This window comes from Shewanella sp. JNE2, assembly GCF_023159115.1.
Classification (GTDB): Bacteria; Pseudomonadota; Gammaproteobacteria; order Enterobacterales; family Shewanellaceae; genus Shewanella; species Shewanella putrefaciens.
Map to the genome: position 1 here is coordinate 667,923 of NZ_CP096169.1, position 15,383 is coordinate 683,305.

A 15,383-nucleotide genomic window follows, 5' to 3' on the forward strand; every position below is an offset into this window, starting at 1 on the left:
TTTGATTTTAAAATAAAGTGATTAACTGAGTGTTTATTATTCAGTTGTTTTTATTTCATTTAAAATCATATTAATAGAGGTTTTTTGTGATGTGCTTTGCTTAATTTGAAATTAAATAAGTAAATTTATTCATTGAATTTACTACCAGCATGTTTCACTATCCCCGCCTGAGCCAAAAATGGATTGGCAATTGTGCTCATCATGGAAGATGAATAACAAATAAATGACCTTTCTGGGGAAACCACAAGCATGATGAAATCACTTTCGACGCGGATCTTTATTGGTCTGTTTGCCGGCCTTATTTTCGGCACAATAGTGCAATACTTCTTAAACGATATCGGTTTTTTCTCGGGCAATTTAGTGGAGCTTGCCGGTGGCGTTGGCACTATGTTCGTCAATATGATCATGATGTTGGTTGTGCCACTCGTGTTCGTGAGCATCGTTTGCGGTGTCTGTGAGCTACAAGATCTCAAAAGTTTTGGCCGTTTGGGCGGTAAGACTTTCGGTTTTTATATCATCAATACCTTTGTCGCAATCGCGACGGCATTATTAGTGGCACAGCTACTCGAACCCGGTAAAGGCGTGGATATGAGCAGCACAGACGGTGTAGCCATTACCGCAACAGAGTTGCCAAGTCTGATGGCGCTGGTGATCGACATAGTCCCGCGTAATCCTGTGGCGGCTTTTATGTCGGGCAATATGTTGCAAGTGATCTTTATGGCGTTAATGCTCGGTGGTGTGATCAAATCCCTCGGTGAGCATGTCACTGGCGCGGTGCAAGGGTTTCAAACCGCCAATAAAATCATGATGAAATTGATTTCTGTGGTGATGAGTCTTGCGCCCTATGGTGTATTTGCCTTGATGTTTAAACTCGGCGCGACCTTAGATGCAGGTGTGTTTATGAGTGTGGTTGAGTATATGGTGCTGATCCTCGCGCTGCTGCTACTGTGGATTTTTGTGGTTTATCCTATGGCTGTGGGATTCTTTACTCCCATTTCAGCCAAAACCTTCCGCGAGAAGACCCAAGAGCAAGTGTTATTTTCACTCTCGACCGCAAGCTCAAATGCGACTATTCCTGTGACTATGCGTACTTTAACGGACAAGTTAGGCGTGAACCGTGCTGTTGCTGGTTTTGGTGTGCCGCTGGGTGCGACCATGAACATGGGCGGTGTGGCGATTTATATCACAGTCGCGATTTTCTTTGTCGCCAACGCCTTTGGTATGCCAATAACCACTGAGCAATTGCCTTCGCTGCTGTTTAGTATCTTTTTATTATCCGTTGGGGCGGGCGGTGTGCCCGGTGGCGGTATGGTGATGATAGGTGTGTTAATCCATCAAATGGGTTTACCGATAGAAGCCTTTGCCATTGTGGCAGCGCTGGATCGTATTATCGATATGGTGCTGACATCCTGTAACGTGGTCGGTGATACTGCGGTGTTGACCATAGTGGATCAAACCGAGAAAGTGCATCAGCTTGAGTTAGCGAAGAGCTAACGCCACTCATTTATACGCTATAAAATGATATGCAAAAAGCCACTGATATCAGTGGCTTTTTTTGTTAGGTGAATTGAAGGTTGTATGGATTTATTTAGCTGCCTTTGGCTTTTATGATGAGAGTGAATCTTGTGCTTAAGGTGAGCTTGTTTGGTTCTAATGTTTCAATACGGCCTTTATCGTGCCTAAAAATCCGATATTTCCAAGCTGAGTCAGATGCATAGAGTATTTTTATCAAATTAAAAGTGGTTAAATAAATGTAACTTAAACCATACTGGTTTATAACCTTGAATCATTTGAAAAATTAGGGGGCACCATGACTGGATTTTGGCAGACAGTAGGGGGGCGATTACTCAGCATTCCGTTACTGGCATTGCTGGGTTTCGTGGTGCTGGGCATCATGGAGCTAAACGCACTTAACCAGAGTTTGACTAAGGGGAGGGAAGATCGCGTTGTGGCGATTATTGATAGCAGCCTGAGTATCGTTAAACATTATCAGACACTGGAGCAAAGCGGTGCATTAAGCACTGAGCAAGCGCAGCTGCAGGCCATGTCGACCATTAAGGCCATTCGTTATGATGGTACTGAATATATTTGGATTAACGATACCGGTCGGCCTATCCCCAAAATGGTTATGCATCCAACCGTATCCACTTTAGACGGCACCGTACTGGACAAACCCAACTTTCATCACGCGACCTTAATGCGTAACCGTGATGGCAGCCAACAACAAACACTGAGCAACGCCAACTTGTTTGTCAGTTTTGTTGACGTTATCGACCGTTATGGCAATGGTTTTGTTGAGTACCAATGGCCTAAACCCTTAAAAGGTGGGGGAGTGACGCAGGAGCGTTATACCAAGTTGTCCTATGTGGCAAAAGATGACAAATGGGGCTGGGTGCTCGGTTCTGGAATTTATATTGATGATGTTAAAGCGGCCTTCTGGGAAGTCGCTATGCGAGTTGGGTTGGTCGTCGTGGTTATTATGGCCCTGACAGTTGGTGTGTCTTTGTATATCCGCCGCTGGTTATTGCAGGCACTAGGTGGGGAACTGGCGACAACCAAAGCACTGGTGCAGCAGGTTGCGGCGGGTGATTTCTCAGTGAACTTTGGGTTAAAGCCGGGTGATAACGACAGCTTGTTGGCGGCATTAAGTGGCCTTATCAGCCAGTTGCGCAGTATTATCGGCCAGCAATCGGCAATGGCTGAGCAATTGGTCAAGCAATCAGAGGTACTTGAGGACACCAGCCAACAGACGCAGCATATTTTACAAAGTGTGATGGACCAAACAGCCCAAGTAGCTACCGCGGTCAATGAAATGACCTCGACTTGTGAGGATATGGCCCGCAGCGCGACTCTGGCCGCTAAAGCGACCAGAGATGCTGACACTGAAGCCAAAAACGGCGTGACATCCGTAGGCCAAACGATAACGGCCATTGATGCGCTTAAAGTAAAACTGGAGCAAGTCTCTGATGTGATAGGGCAGTTGTCTAAACGTGGCGATGAAATTGGTGCGGTCACCGATGTTATCGGTGCGATTGCGGAGCAGACCAATCTATTGGCATTAAATGCGGCGATAGAAGCGGCGCGTGCTGGAGAAATGGGGCGCGGATTTGCTGTTGTGGCCGATGAAGTGCGTACCCTTGCTAGCCGCTCTCAGGCGTCAACTCAGGATATCAATAGGCGTATTCAAGGCATTCAGCAAGACTCTGCCAACGCCGTGCAATCGATGGCGCAAAGTCGAACCGAAACGGAGCAAACTATAGTCTGTTCTCAGCAGGCCAGCGAGGCGCTAACCCGCATTAACACTGCCGTGTCGAGCATTACCGATGTCAACGATCAATTGGCCAGCGCCACAGAACAACTGGCCGTTGTGTCGGGTACGATTAATCAAAATATGGAGAATATTGCGCAGGCGGTGGAAAACACCAATGCAAAATCTTCAGAACTATCGACTGCCAGCCATCAACTACGGAACATGGCTAGTGATATGAAAAAGTCACTGAGTGGCTTTAGGTTATAAGCGGTAGATAACCATAGATGTTGATAACCATAGATATTGATGCCGAGCTAAGGCTTGGCATCAATATCTATGCGGGAGTGAGATGATGGCGAGAGTATTCCCGCCTTCGACCCCGGCACCAGACTGATTATGGAATACCATTTTGTGTTAATTTAGCCTCGGCAGTGGTAAAACCTGCCGTGGCTAAGTCTGAAGGAATAGCTCTGAACGGGGCTCTTACTTAAATGGGATAATGTCTAGATATAACGCGGGGGATTGGAGCTTATATTTTCCCCGCAGTCCGTCTTCTTTCACTCTGAAATTCATAACCTTACAGGTGCACCCATCTAGCGCGCTTATTTACGGGTTATTTTATCTAAATATCCCATAGCAAAGGCAGATAAGACAAAAGTGATATGGATCAGCAGGTACCACATAATCTTGTCATTGGAAATGTTCTCAACATTCATAAATATTTTGAGCAAATGAATGGACGAAATAGCCACAATAGAGGCAGCGACTTTGTTTTTCAGCGAGCCGGAATCCAGTTTGCCAAGCCAGCTTAATTTTTCGCTATCTTCACCTACATCTAATTGGGAGACGAAATTCTCATAGCCAGAAAACATCACCATCACAATAAGCCCGCCCACAAGCGTGATATCAATCAGTGACAGCGTGACTAGCACTAAGTCCACTTCGCGCATCTCAAAAATGATAGGCAAAACATGAAAGATTTCTTGAAAGAATTTAATGCCTAAACCTAATAAGACGAGGCTTAATCCCAAATAAATCGGCGCCATAATCCAGCGCGATGCATACATTAGCCTTTCAAATATTTTTTCCATCAAAAATTTAACCCTTTATATAAGATACAGTAGAAGTCAATCGAATCATTTAAGCTAAAACAATAGCATAATGCACTTTCGGTTCGCCATTATACAATAGCAGAGGGGATGAAATGCCATCTATTATGGAGCTCTCATTTGTCGCACGACTACGCTGTACTTACCGCTTACTTAATGTCACCCCATAACTTGGTATGTCTGTCAGCGCACAGAGCCAGAGCCAGAGCTATCGTTATTGCATTATGGTTATTACCCTGCACTTTTTGCAGTGTGAAGGAGCTTATAATGCAAACACTAAAACTTACGTTCGTAACTGCTGGTATAGTGCTAGCTGGTAGTCTGTTGCTTAGCGGCTGTGACCGTGGAGATGTTAATGCTCAAAGCGGTTCACCGGATTTAACCGTGACAACCGAGGATGGCACTGGTGATGATGTGAAAATAACCACCGCAGTTAATACCGCGCTGATGGCCGATGCGCAGTTAAAAGATTTTGATATTCAGATAGAAACTCGCAAGGGCGATGTCATGCTCTCCGGTAAGGTAGACACCCAAGCTCAAAAAGACCAGGCTAAACTGGTTACTGCAGCAACCTCAGGTGTGCATTCAGTAAACAATCAACTGAAAGTAAAGTAAACAATGTCAGTAAAGCTGCAGGTTTAATTCGCTGAATAGAAAGGCGACAAACCAGATAGGTAGATCTTTCTGATCTAAATCCACCACTAATGCCACGCAATACCAATCCCCGCCGACCTTGCTGCGGGGCGTTGGCCCTCTTGATTTATAAAATGTGTAAGCCCAGCCATGGTCACTCACGCAGGCCTTGCGGCTGCTGTGGCAGATTTGTGCTTTGGAGTTTGTACCTGTCGTGACTTTCTTTGCGCCACATTTCGCACTTGCTACGTAGCTTTTGGCTTTGTGGTCTTACGACCGAGGTGAATTAAGGGGCTTCACCCCACACCCGATAATAGTGCTGGTTTGTTTGGTGTTGAATTGGCAAGGTTATCGCTGTGAGTATGTTAGCAATTGCGGCCTTACGTCCGAGGTAAGTCAAAGTCGTGGGGCTTCACCCCACACCCGACCAAGGAGGACTGCTCGTCCTATCCTCCTTGGATGCTCCTTGACGCCCCTAACGGAGTTGAAAGCCCCTTGGGCATTAAGCGTCCTTATGCTATCGCGTCAGACGCTCGTCCCTGATTCGACTGACGCTATCTCGGCATCCATGCCTCGCTCACGCAACGAACGCAAATGCCCTGCGGCAACTCCGAGGGGAAGGTGAGCTCTTTTCACTTTGGTGTTGTTTGTAAGCCATCTAAAGCAACCTGAATGATACCTAGCATCTCTTGTAGAAAATTTAACAATGGGTGGCTCGTTAAACTCTCTGATAGGCAGGATGCCTGAATGTCGTGAAGTGCATGGTCAATGACGTTCCATACATCATTCTGACATTTCCCATTTCCCATTTCCCTATGGGTCTGATGCACGAGAACGACCATGCCTCGCTCACGCAACGAACGCAAATGCCCTGCGGCAACTCCGAGGGGAGGGTAAACTTCTGTGATATCGGCGTTTGCTGTTAATCCCAAAAGAGTTATGCCTGTGCCATCTTTCGATGCCAACAACACAATCAATTTACTCTTGCTCGACTTTGTCGTAAGTTTGTTAAAATAGTGTTTTTTATGTGTCTACTCGGTTATTGAAGGACTTAATTCTTAATATGGATACTTATGCACCTGACAGTGAGGTCATTATTGGACTTGTTACACCAGTTGGTGTGAATTATGACGATATAAGTTCTCGTTTTGAAACATTTTTAACTCGGTACAGATACAAGCTAAATTGGCTTCACCTTAGTAAATTGATGGCAGAACTGATTGAGAATGGTGAGGTTGGCTTCGTTTCAGAAGATGAACGACTTCAAAATGCTATGGCTTTAGGTAATCGTTTACGGAAAGACTATAAAAGAGACGACATTATGGCTCTTGTGGCCATTAATTCGATTCTTTCAAAGCGTGAAAGAGAGGCTGATAGAAGTAAACCTCTTTTTCGGACTGCCCATATTATTCGTTCTTTAAAGCATCCTGATGAAGTGGAAACTCTACGGACTGTTTACGGGAAAGGCTTTGTCTTAATAGGCATAACTGCCGATGAAGAGAGCCGTATAAAATATCTTATGGAACAAAAAGGAATTGAAACTAGAGAAAAAGCTCAGGAGCTCATAGAGCGTGACGATAGAGAAAATGATTTATCAACTGAATATGGCGAGCACGGACAGTCAACTCGCGATGTATTCCAACTTTCAGACTTCTTTTTAACTATTGATACTGTAGAGGAGTTCGATGAGCAGCTACAGCGGATTCTTAGTATTTTATTTGCTAAACCTGTTGTATCACCGAATCTAGATGAATATGCAATGTTTCTTGCGTATGCAGCTTCTCTACGTTCTGCAGATTTATCTCGACAAGTAGGTGCTGTAGTTGTGGGAGTCTCTGGTGATATTATTTCAACAGGGGCTAATGATGTCCCTCAAAAAGGGGGCGGACTCTATTGGCCTGGGATTAATGATCAGCGAGATTATGTCAAAGGATGCGATACAAATGAGCAGGAAAAAAAGGCTATTAGTTTAAAAATTTTAAAAGAATTTGATGCTTATAATAATACTGTTTCCGAAGATGAAAATTATAAAATCGCGAAAAAACGCTTAAAGCAGACAGGTATACTGGATATCACAGAGTATGGTCGCGCTGTGCATGCTGAAATGGAAGCGTTGATGTCTGCTGCACGTACGGGGATCTCAGTTTTGGGAGCCACGCTATACACAACCACTTTCCCATGCCACAATTGCGCCAAGCATATTGTTGCTGCAGGCGTTGGTAAAGTTGTGTTTATTGAGCCCTATCCAAAGAGTTTTGCAACAAAGTTGCATAGTGACTCAATAAAAGTTGATAGGTTCAATGGTGACGAAACGAAAGTGCACTTTTATCCGTTTGCAGGGGTTGGACCAAGAAAATTTATTGACCTATTCTCAATGAAGTTAGGTAATGGAAGGAAGCTTATTCGCAAATCTGCGGGTCATCTTGCTGACTGGAAAAGAGAAACAGCAGAACTAAGAATCCCTTTAGTTCCATTATCATACTTAGAGAGTGAATTTATTCTTGATGCAGAGCTTCAAGATATTTTACAAGAACATAAGGACAAGCAAAATGATTAAAAGTAACTCTGCTCAAGTAGTTAGAGGCTTACCTTTATGGATGCAAAACTATCGTCTTACATCAAATTCTCCTCAGAAAAATGTAAATAGTTTGCCCTCTTCCACAGAGAGCTCAAAAAGTCGAAAAAGTTAAGTAGGTAGTATTTTATCCAATTGATTAAATACATTTTTATTTAATTTTAAGAATAATTGGCTTTCTCAACCTAAGTTCATACAATTGTGCAGATGATACTCATTCCCTGCGAAGTTGCCGTGGGGCGTTGGAATAAATTGCGTGAGTCCGGTCATGGATGAAAGATCGGACAGGCACAATTCTTTCTGAATTTACAGCCCATACAGTAGCGACAGGTGTTCACCCTCCCCTCGGAGTTGCTGCAGGGCGAATAGACAAATTGCGTGAGTCTTGCCATGGATGGCAAGCTAGCTTTCGCAGGTGCAGGGATGCATCCTTTGGAAGCGGTAGCAAATTTGGCAATGAGCACAAGGGGTTTTCAACTCCGTTGGGGCGTCTTGGAGCATCCAAGGAGGATAGGACGAGCAGTCCTCCTTGGTCGGGTGTGGGGTGAAGCCCCACGACTTTCTCGGCCGTAAGGCCGTATAAATAATAAAAAAGCCACTGTGGTCAGTGGCTTTTATCAGATAAATCAAAATCTAAGCGATTCTGCTTACTCTAAATCAGGTTCTTCGCTGTAGTCCAAACCATGATAGCTCAAACAAGCGTCAACTTCGTTGGCGCTGCCAAGGATAACCGCTACACGTTGGTGAATTTGAGTTGGCTGAATATCCAAAATGGTTTCATAACCCGTAGAGGCTTTACCGCCTGCTTGTTCGACTAAGAATGCCATTGGGTTGGCTTCGTACATCAAACGCAGTTTGTACGGTTTTTTCGGATCTTTATTATCGGTTGGGTAGGTGAAAATACCGCCACGGGATAACACGCGGTGTACATCGCCGACCATGGCGGCAATCCAGCGCATGTTGAAGGATTTTTCGCGTGGGCCAATTTTGCCTAACAGTAAGTCGGCGATATAGGTTTGCATTGGCGCTTCCCAAAAACGCTGGTTTGACATGTTAATGGCGAACTCTTGGGTGTCTGCGCTAATGCTCATGGCGGCATTCGTCAGTAAAAACTCATTGGTTTCTGGGTGCAAAGTAAAGAGTTGCACGCCTTGGCCTGTGGTTAATGCCAGCATGGTCGATGGACCATAAAGTACATAACCTGCGGCTAACTGATTGCGGCCAGATTGTAAAAAGCTAGTTTCAGTTAACTCGCCAGCAGAGGCGGGCAGGATAGAGAAAATCGTGCCGACTAGCGAGTTGATATCGATGTTCGATGAGCCATCTAAGGGATCGAAACACACCAGATATTGACCATTGGTGCTCACTTCCACCACATGATCTTCTTCTTCTGATGCTAAGCCGCGCACTGTTCCGTCGGCTTTGAGCGCATCTTTGAGCATATCGTTGGTGATGATATCCAGTTTTTTCTGGGTTTCACCTTGGACGTTTTCTTGCTCGGTCGCACCTAACACGCCTGCGAGCGCACCGTGGCGTACGGCATGGCTGATGGCTTTTGAGGTGTCGGCTAAGGTCAAAATCAGTTGCGAAAGAGAGTCGTTCACTGCCTGTGAGGTTAAGTGCTGGGCAAGAGTCTGCATGTTAGGTCCTTTAGGGGTTCAACAATGAGGTCAATTTGGTTATTTGCCGCGAATGATAACTCAGTTAGTCGACAATTTCAGCGATGTTACTGTGGGTTTTAATGAATTTAGAGCGTTGCGGTTATCTGTTAATGCGAAACTGTGTTTGCATCTTGATGATTTAGCTGAGTTGTGGGTGTTTTGTTCGCCAGTTAATTTGTATCTGTATATTGCCCGCGCTTTTTATTTAGGCTTTGCCTCTGGCACAATGGCGGCAGTTTTTTAATCGCCGTCTTAAGGCGAATATGCTTCCAAGGAATAATAATGACTAAAAATGGGTTAGCTTCCTCCCTGCGCGCCGTGAAATTGGGCGCCTCATCCCTATTAATAGCGAGTCAAATGGTTATGGTTTCAATATCGCCGAGTTATGCCCTCGAAGGCGGCAAACTGCCCCTCACCATTGAGCGGATGAATGCTTCGCCCGCATTAGCGGGCACCAGTCCCCGAGGTTTAAAATTATCTCCCGATGGTCAGCGCGTGACTTATCTTGCAGGCCGTAAGGATAACCAAAACTTTTACGATCTGTGGCAAATGGATGTTAAAACAGGAAAATCTAGCCTGTTACTGAGCGCCGATAAGCTGGCGAGCAATGAGTTATCCGATGAAGAAAAGGCACGCCGCGAGCGCCAACGTATTTATGGCGAAGGCATTATGGAATATTTCTGGGCTGACGATAGCAAGGCGCTATTGATCCCTGCCTCGGGCAATTTGTATTACTTCTCCTTGGTCGATAATCGTGTGAGTCAACTTTCGATTGGTGAAGGTTTTGCTACCGATGCCCGCTTATCACCTAAGGGCAATTTTGTCTCTTTTGTGCGGGATCAAAATTTGTATGTGCTCGATCTTGCAACTAAAAAGCTTGAGGCCATGACTACAGACGGTGGTGGGGCGATTAAAAATGCCATGGCAGAATTTGTGGCTCAAGAAGAAATGGATCGCATGACGGGCTACTGGTGGGCACCCGATGAATCGGCTATCGCTTTTACGCGAATAGATGAATCTGGCGTTGAGTTAGTCACTCGTAATGAAATCTATGCCGATGGCATTAAACTTACCGAGCAACGTTATCCCTATGCGGGCAAAAACAACGTCGACATAGCATTAGGTGTGGTCACGCTAAAAGATAAGGCTATCAATTGGGTGACCTTAAATGATGATAAGAGCAAAGATATTTACCTGCCGCGGGTTAATTGGTTGCCCGACAGTAGACATTTATCGTTTCAGTGGCAGAGCCGCGATCAACATAAGCTTGATTTGCAGTTAGTGGCATTAGATGCGCTGACCAAGCCGAAAACGCTAGTCAAAGAGCGAAGCGATGCATGGGTTAATCTTAACAATGACTTGCACTTTTTAAAGCAGCAATCGGCTTTTATTTGGGCGTCTGAGCGCGATGGCTTTAATCATCTGTACCTTTTTGACTTAAAAGGCAAACTTAAGACGCAATTGACTAAAGGTGAGTGGGCTGTCGATAAGCTGGAATATGTCGATGAAACCGCAGGTTGGGTGTATTTCACTGGCCGTAAAGATACGCCAATCGAGAAACAACTGTATCGCGTGCCGTTAGCGGGCGGCAAGATTGAACGAGTGAGTACAAAGGCGGGTATGCATGATCCTGTATTTGCCGACAATCAAAGCGTGTATCTCGATTATTTCAATAGCTTATCTCAGCCACCGCAGATTAGTTTACACGGTGACAAGGGCCAACATTTAGCGTGGGTTGAGCAAAACCAAGTCAAAGCGGGTCATCCTTTATATGACTATGTGGGACTTTGGCAACTGCCTGAGTTTAAAGAGCTTAAAGCCGAAGATGGCCAAATCTTGCAAACACGCCTATTTAAACCGGTTCCCTTCGATGCGGGTAAAAAGTACCCCGTGGTTGTGCGGGTTTATGGTGGCCCACATGCGCAATTGGTGACCAATAGCTGGAGTGAGCAGGATTACTTTACCCAGTACTTAGTTCAGCAAGGTTATGTGGTATTTCAACTGGATAACCGCGGTAGTGCCCACAGAGGCACCAAGTTCGAACAAGTGATTTACCGTCATTTGGGCGAAGCTGAAGTCAATGATCAAAAAGTGGGAGTGGACTATTTACGGAGTCTGCCCTTTGTCGATGCCGATAATGTGGCGATTTACGGCCACAGCTACGGCGGTTATATGGCTTTAATGAGTCTATTTAAGGCGCCGGATTACTTTAAAGCCGCGATTTCGGGTGCACCTGTAACCGACTGGCGTTTATATGATACCCATTACACTGAGCGTTACTTAGATCATCCTGAGAATAATGAAACGGGATATGAAGCCAGTAGCGTATTCCCCTATGTGAAAAACTATCAATCGGGACTCTTGATGTACCACGGCATGGCTGATGATAACGTCTTGTTTGAAAACAGCACTCGCGTCTATAAGGCATTGCAGGATGAAGGTAAATTATTTCAGATGATCGATTATCCGGGATCTAAACACTCAATGCGTGGCGAAAAAGTGCGTAATCACTTATATCGCTCGCTGGCGGATTTCCTCGATAGACAGTTAAAAAGCGGAAAGTAGCATGCATAAAAAAAACCAGATCCTATGATCTGGTTTTTTATGGCGTTTAAACGGTAAGTCGAAGATTAGTCTTCTAAATTACCGCAAAAACGATAGCCTTCACCGTGAATGGTTGCGATGATTTCTGGCGTATCAGGTAAGCTTTCGAAATGCTTACGGATACGACGGATAGTCACGTCAACAGTACGGTCATGTGGCTTTAACTCACGGCCAGTCATCTTCATCAGCAGATCAGCACGAGTTAAGATTTTGCCTGGGTTTTCAACAAAGTGCAGCATAGCGCGGAATTCGCTACGTGGCAGTTTGTAAGATTCACCCTGTGGGCTTACGAGAGAACGGCTGTTGATCTCTAAGCTCCAATCGTTGAAACGGTAGTATTCGACAGAGCTCTTTTCTTCGACTTCATTGCCAGCGCTATTAACACGAGTCAGAAGGTTGCGAGCACGAATCGTCAATTCACGTGGGTTGAACGGCTTGGTAATATAATCGTCCGCGCCAATTTCAAGTCCAAGGATTTTGTCGACTTCGTTATCACGGCCTGTTAAGAAGATCAGACCGATATTGTTGATTTCACGCAGTTCACGTGCCAACAACAGACCATTTTTACCTGGTAGGTTAATGTCCATCACCACCAAGTTAATTTTGTTTTCTTGCATAGCCTTATGCATTTCTGCGCCATCATTGGCCTCAGTTACCACATACCCTTCTGCCTCGAAAATACTTCTCAGCGTGTTACGGGTAACGGCTTCATCTTCAACGATCAGAATGTGCGGATTTTGCATGTTATTTACCTAAATTTTAATCAATTCTATTCTAACCATAAGTGCCTCTTACATCGGGCTCTTATATTCATAAAAATGTTGATACTTCCTTGAACTGCTGTGCTTCTAAAGGAAAGATCTTCACTGCGACATATCAGGATGTATATAAAGTGCACGTTTAAAGTGTAATACGATAAAACGTAACAAGTATCAACTTCGATAAGCAATAGTTAGAAATAGTTCCTTAACTATTGTTTTTTTAAATGTTTAAATGATAAATCAAATGTAGAACACATTTTAAACAGATGTCTAGCCGACGTTGTTATCCCCAAAGAACAACATAACAAACAGTATTAAACACTAGGCAATCTTAAGCCGTTGTTCAACTAGGCCAGTGATGTCATTGTACTCGTTTTAGGCATTTGTTAACAAATGAAATGTTAACAAATTTCAAGCTAAGGGCGATATTTACCATGATATTTACTTTACTTATTGATTAGTATAACTAATGTATTTTTAATTCTTGTGAGCCAGTTCACGCCTCTTTGGATTTTACAATCACTCTGCTACACTAACTCGGGTTCATTTTTCGACTAGACTACCAATGGACAATACAACTCAAGACCTGTGGCAGTGTTACCAAACACCATTATTTTTGCTGACTCAAGCATTATCCTGTGATTTTCCCTTTGCCGTAATTACCGCCCATAATCCTGCTTCAAAACGTTTTTCTCCCAGCAAGAACCGCTTACTCGATAGACAACTTCTCCGCGATATTGAATCACTTAGCAGTCCTTATAGGGCATTAGTCGGTGCAGCTCCTGATTTATCCTATATGGAAAAAAGCTGGGCTGTGTTTATCGATAGAACCATGGCGCTACAATTAGGCAAGAAATTTAATCAATATGCCATTTACATGGTTGAGCAGGGTTGTGTGAGTTTAGTGCCTTGCACATTAGCGGGATACGATGAAGTTTGTTTAGGTAAATTTAGTGATTATGTGCAATTAGTGTATGAGTTGCCTGATTTGAACACTTAATCTCACACTTAGTCTCAGTTAATTTGTTTATTTGATATGAAATTAGCATTGACTTCATTAGGGGTTTATTGCTACTTTTTTCGTCCCTTTCCGTGGAAAGGAACAGAAGAGGAGCGTTAACTAGGTAGTCGGTCTGAGGAGCACAAACTCCAACGATGACAGATGAGGGAGATTAACGCCGAGGCATAGATATGGTTGCTGCGTGTTTATGTCGGTCGTTCAGGCTGAATCCTGACGATTGTCACCTGTAATTGGTGGAGAGCTTCTGGTGACGATTGCTGTTTCCCTTCTATTGGGGTGCGTTATCATTGAGCACCAGGCTCTTCGAACGTCGTTAGTTCGGAGTGTGATCATGTTAGTTAATCAATATCTTATTCAATCTGTTGTCGTCGCTTATCCTGCGTATTTTGCGGAGGTGAGCTAATGTCCCTTGTTGTCGCAAAATTTGGTGGAACTTCCGTTGCTGACTATGGTGCGATGAATCGCTGTGCCGATATAGTGTTAGCAAATCCTGATTGCCGTTTAGTTGTGGTCAGTGCCTCGAGCGGTGTGACGAATTTATTGGTTGAATTAACGCAAGAATCGATAACCGATGATGCGCGTCTACAACGATTAAAACAAATTGCCCAAATTCAATATGCTATCTTAGATAAACTCGGTCGCCCTAACGATGTGGCCGCTGCATTAGATAAATTATTGAGTCGGATGGCGCTACTCAGTGAAGCTTTAGTTTCCGTTCGCAGCAAAGCGACCATAGATGAGTTGCTATCGCTGGGAGAGCAATGTTCTTCTGCCTTATTTTCAGCGGTATTGCGTGAAAAAGGGGCAAACTCCAGTGCTTTTGATGTACGTAAAGTACTGCGTACTGATAGCCACTTTGGCCGTGCCGAACCTCAGGTTGAACAGATTGCAACCCTATCGCACGACTATTTACAACCGCTACTTGTAGAGCAAGTCATTGTGACCCAAGGTTTTATCGGCGCCGATGAAGCGGGGCAAACAACAACGCTTGGCCGCGGTGGTAGCGATTATTCGGCAGCTTTGTTAGCCGAGGCTCTGCGTGCATCGGCGGTGGAGATTTGGACCGATGTCGCAGGCATTTATACGACCGATCCACGCCTTGCGCCAAATGCCCATCCTATTGCCGAGATCAGTTTTAATGAAGCCGCTGAAATGGCGACCTTTGGCGCCAAAGTATTACATCCTGCCACTATTCTTCCAGCCGTTCGTCAGCAAATTCAAGTATTTGTTGGCTCGAGTAAAGAACCCGAGAAAGGCGGGACTTGGATCCGTCATCAAGTGGAAGATGCGCCAGTGTTCCGCGCTGTGGCACTGCGACGCGATCAAACTCTGTTAAATCTTCACAGCTTGCAAATGCTACATGCCCAAGGCTTTTTAGCGGAAACCTTTGCAACGCTTGCAAGGCATAAGATCAGTGTGGACTTAATCACCACTTCGGAAGTGAACGTATCACTAACCCTCGATAAAACGGGCTCAGACTCGAGTGGTCAAGGCTTGTTGAGTGAGGCACTGCTGCAAGAATTATCACAACATTGCCGAGTGCGTGTTGAAGACGGTTTAGCTTTAGTGGCAATTATTGGTAACCGTATTGCGACCACGCCGGGCATTTGTCGCCGTGTGTTTGAAGTGCTAGAACCCCACAATGTGCGCATGATCTGCCAAGGTGCGAGTCCACATAATTTATGCGTGTTAGTGGCAGAATCGGAAGCGGCTCAGGTGGTAAAAGCATTACATGAAAATTTATTCGAAGCTGCTTGATCTGTAGCCAA

The 15,383-nt window shown here is 44.7% G+C and carries 12 protein-coding genes and 1 riboswitch; of the genes, 8 read left to right on the forward strand and 4 right to left on the reverse strand.

Features of this window, described 5'->3' with window-relative positions; translation table 11 throughout:
• Nucleotides 1-249: 249 nt before the first annotated feature.
• The gene (locus MZ182_RS03015) at nucleotides 250-1,494 is read left to right on the forward strand and encodes a dicarboxylate/amino acid:cation symporter (protein WP_248067834.1); all 1,245 of its coding nucleotides are present in this window, start codon (nucleotides 250-252) and stop codon (nucleotides 1,492-1,494) included.
• A 316-nt stretch (nucleotides 1,495-1,810) separates the two neighbouring features.
• Nucleotides 1,811-3,517: a methyl-accepting chemotaxis protein gene (locus MZ182_RS03020; RefSeq protein WP_248067837.1), complete on the forward strand. Its 1,707-nt coding sequence runs from the start codon at nucleotides 1,811-1,813 to the stop codon at nucleotides 3,515-3,517.
• Between the two features lie 335 nt (nucleotides 3,518-3,852).
• On the opposite strand, the gene MZ182_RS03025 is transcribed toward MZ182_RS03020, so the two are convergent.
• The gene (locus MZ182_RS03025) at nucleotides 3,853-4,341 is read right to left on the reverse strand and encodes a TIGR00645 family protein (RefSeq protein WP_011790746.1); all 489 of its coding nucleotides are present in this window, start codon (nucleotides 4,339-4,341) and stop codon (nucleotides 3,853-3,855) included.
• A 285-nt stretch (nucleotides 4,342-4,626) separates the two neighbouring features.
• On the opposite strand from MZ182_RS03025, the gene MZ182_RS03030 reads away from it, so the two are divergent.
• Nucleotides 4,627-4,974: a BON domain-containing protein gene (locus tag MZ182_RS03030; RefSeq protein ID WP_014609828.1), complete on the forward strand. Its 348-nt coding sequence runs from the start codon at nucleotides 4,627-4,629 to the stop codon at nucleotides 4,972-4,974.
• Nucleotides 4,975-5,624: 650 nt separating this feature from the next.
• Here the strand turns inward: MZ182_RS03030 and MZ182_RS03035 are convergent.
• Complete coding sequence (locus MZ182_RS03035) at nucleotides 5,625-5,963, reverse strand: hypothetical protein (RefSeq protein WP_041408252.1); 339 nt, start codon at nucleotides 5,961-5,963, stop codon at nucleotides 5,625-5,627.
• 92 nt (nucleotides 5,964-6,055) lie between these two features.
• Between MZ182_RS03035 and MZ182_RS03040 the strand changes: the two genes are divergently transcribed.
• The gene (locus MZ182_RS03040; protein WP_011790744.1) at nucleotides 6,056-7,549 is read left to right on the forward strand and encodes an anti-phage dCTP deaminase; all 1,494 of its coding nucleotides are present in this window, start codon (nucleotides 6,056-6,058) and stop codon (nucleotides 7,547-7,549) included.
• Nucleotides 7,550-8,214: 665 nt separating this feature from the next.
• On the opposite strand, the gene MZ182_RS03045 is transcribed toward MZ182_RS03040, so the two are convergent.
• Entirely contained in the window at nucleotides 8,215-9,207 is a 993-nt protein-coding gene (locus MZ182_RS03045) for a class 1 fructose-bisphosphatase (protein ID WP_248067839.1), read from the reverse strand.
• Between the two features lie 52 nt (nucleotides 9,208-9,259).
• Here MZ182_RS03045 and MZ182_RS03050 point away from each other — a divergent pair, with 52 nt between their 5' ends.
• Nucleotides 9,260-9,472, forward strand: a complete 213-nt coding sequence (locus MZ182_RS03050; RefSeq protein WP_248067842.1) for a hypothetical protein — start codon at nucleotides 9,260-9,262, stop codon at nucleotides 9,470-9,472.
• A 38-nt stretch (nucleotides 9,473-9,510) separates the two neighbouring features.
• Nucleotides 9,511-11,793 (forward strand): S9 family peptidase, encoded by a 2,283-nt coding sequence (locus MZ182_RS03055; protein WP_248067845.1) that lies wholly within the window; start codon nucleotides 9,511-9,513, stop codon nucleotides 11,791-11,793.
• Nucleotides 11,794-11,858: 65 nt separating this feature from the next.
• Here MZ182_RS03055 and arcA read toward each other — a convergent pair whose 3' ends face one another.
• On the reverse strand, nucleotides 11,859-12,575 hold the full coding sequence (arcA, locus tag MZ182_RS03060; RefSeq protein WP_007644695.1) for a two-component system response regulator ArcA: 717 nt from the start codon (nucleotides 12,573-12,575) through the stop codon (nucleotides 11,859-11,861).
• Between the two features lie 583 nt (nucleotides 12,576-13,158).
• Between arcA and MZ182_RS03065 the strand changes: the two genes are divergently transcribed.
• Nucleotides 13,159-13,593, forward strand: coding sequence for a DUF3293 domain-containing protein (locus tag MZ182_RS03065; RefSeq protein WP_011918659.1), 435 nt, complete (start codon nucleotides 13,159-13,161; stop codon nucleotides 13,591-13,593).
• A gap of 98 nt (nucleotides 13,594-13,691) precedes the next feature.
• Nucleotides 13,692-13,866, forward strand: a riboswitch (Lysine riboswitch).
• A gap of 150 nt (nucleotides 13,867-14,016) precedes the next feature.
• Nucleotides 14,017-15,372 (forward strand): lysine-sensitive aspartokinase 3, encoded by a 1,356-nt coding sequence (gene lysC / locus MZ182_RS03070; RefSeq protein WP_011790740.1) that lies wholly within the window; start codon nucleotides 14,017-14,019, stop codon nucleotides 15,370-15,372.
• Nucleotides 15,373-15,383: the final 11 nt, after the last annotated feature.

Coding starts and splice junctions, on each gene's coding strand:
- MZ182_RS03030 (WP_014609828.1), top strand. CDS start 4,627: ATGCAAACACTAAAACTTACGTTCGTAACTGCTGGTATAGTGCTAGCT.
- MZ182_RS03015 (WP_248067834.1), top strand. CDS start 250: ATGATGAAATCACTTTCGACGCGGATCTTTATTGGTCTGTTTGCCGGC.
- MZ182_RS03065 (WP_011918659.1), top strand. CDS start 13,159: ATGGACAATACAACTCAAGACCTGTGGCAGTGTTACCAAACACCATTA.
- arcA (WP_007644695.1), bottom strand. CDS start 12,575: ATGCAAAATCCGCACATTCTGATCGTTGAAGATGAAGCCGTTACCCGT.
- MZ182_RS03040 (WP_011790744.1), top strand. CDS start 6,056: ATGGATACTTATGCACCTGACAGTGAGGTCATTATTGGACTTGTTACA.
- MZ182_RS03045 (WP_248067839.1), bottom strand. CDS start 9,207: ATGCAGACTCTTGCCCAGCACTTAACCTCACAGGCAGTGAACGACTCT.
- MZ182_RS03055 (WP_248067845.1), top strand. CDS start 9,511: ATGACTAAAAATGGGTTAGCTTCCTCCCTGCGCGCCGTGAAATTGGGC.
- lysC (WP_011790740.1), top strand. CDS start 14,017: ATGTCCCTTGTTGTCGCAAAATTTGGTGGAACTTCCGTTGCTGACTAT.
- MZ182_RS03050 (WP_248067842.1), top strand. CDS start 9,260: ATGATAACTCAGTTAGTCGACAATTTCAGCGATGTTACTGTGGGTTTT.
- MZ182_RS03025 (WP_011790746.1), bottom strand. CDS start 4,341: ATGGAAAAAATATTTGAAAGGCTAATGTATGCATCGCGCTGGATTATG.
- MZ182_RS03020 (WP_248067837.1), top strand. CDS start 1,811: ATGACTGGATTTTGGCAGACAGTAGGGGGGCGATTACTCAGCATTCCG.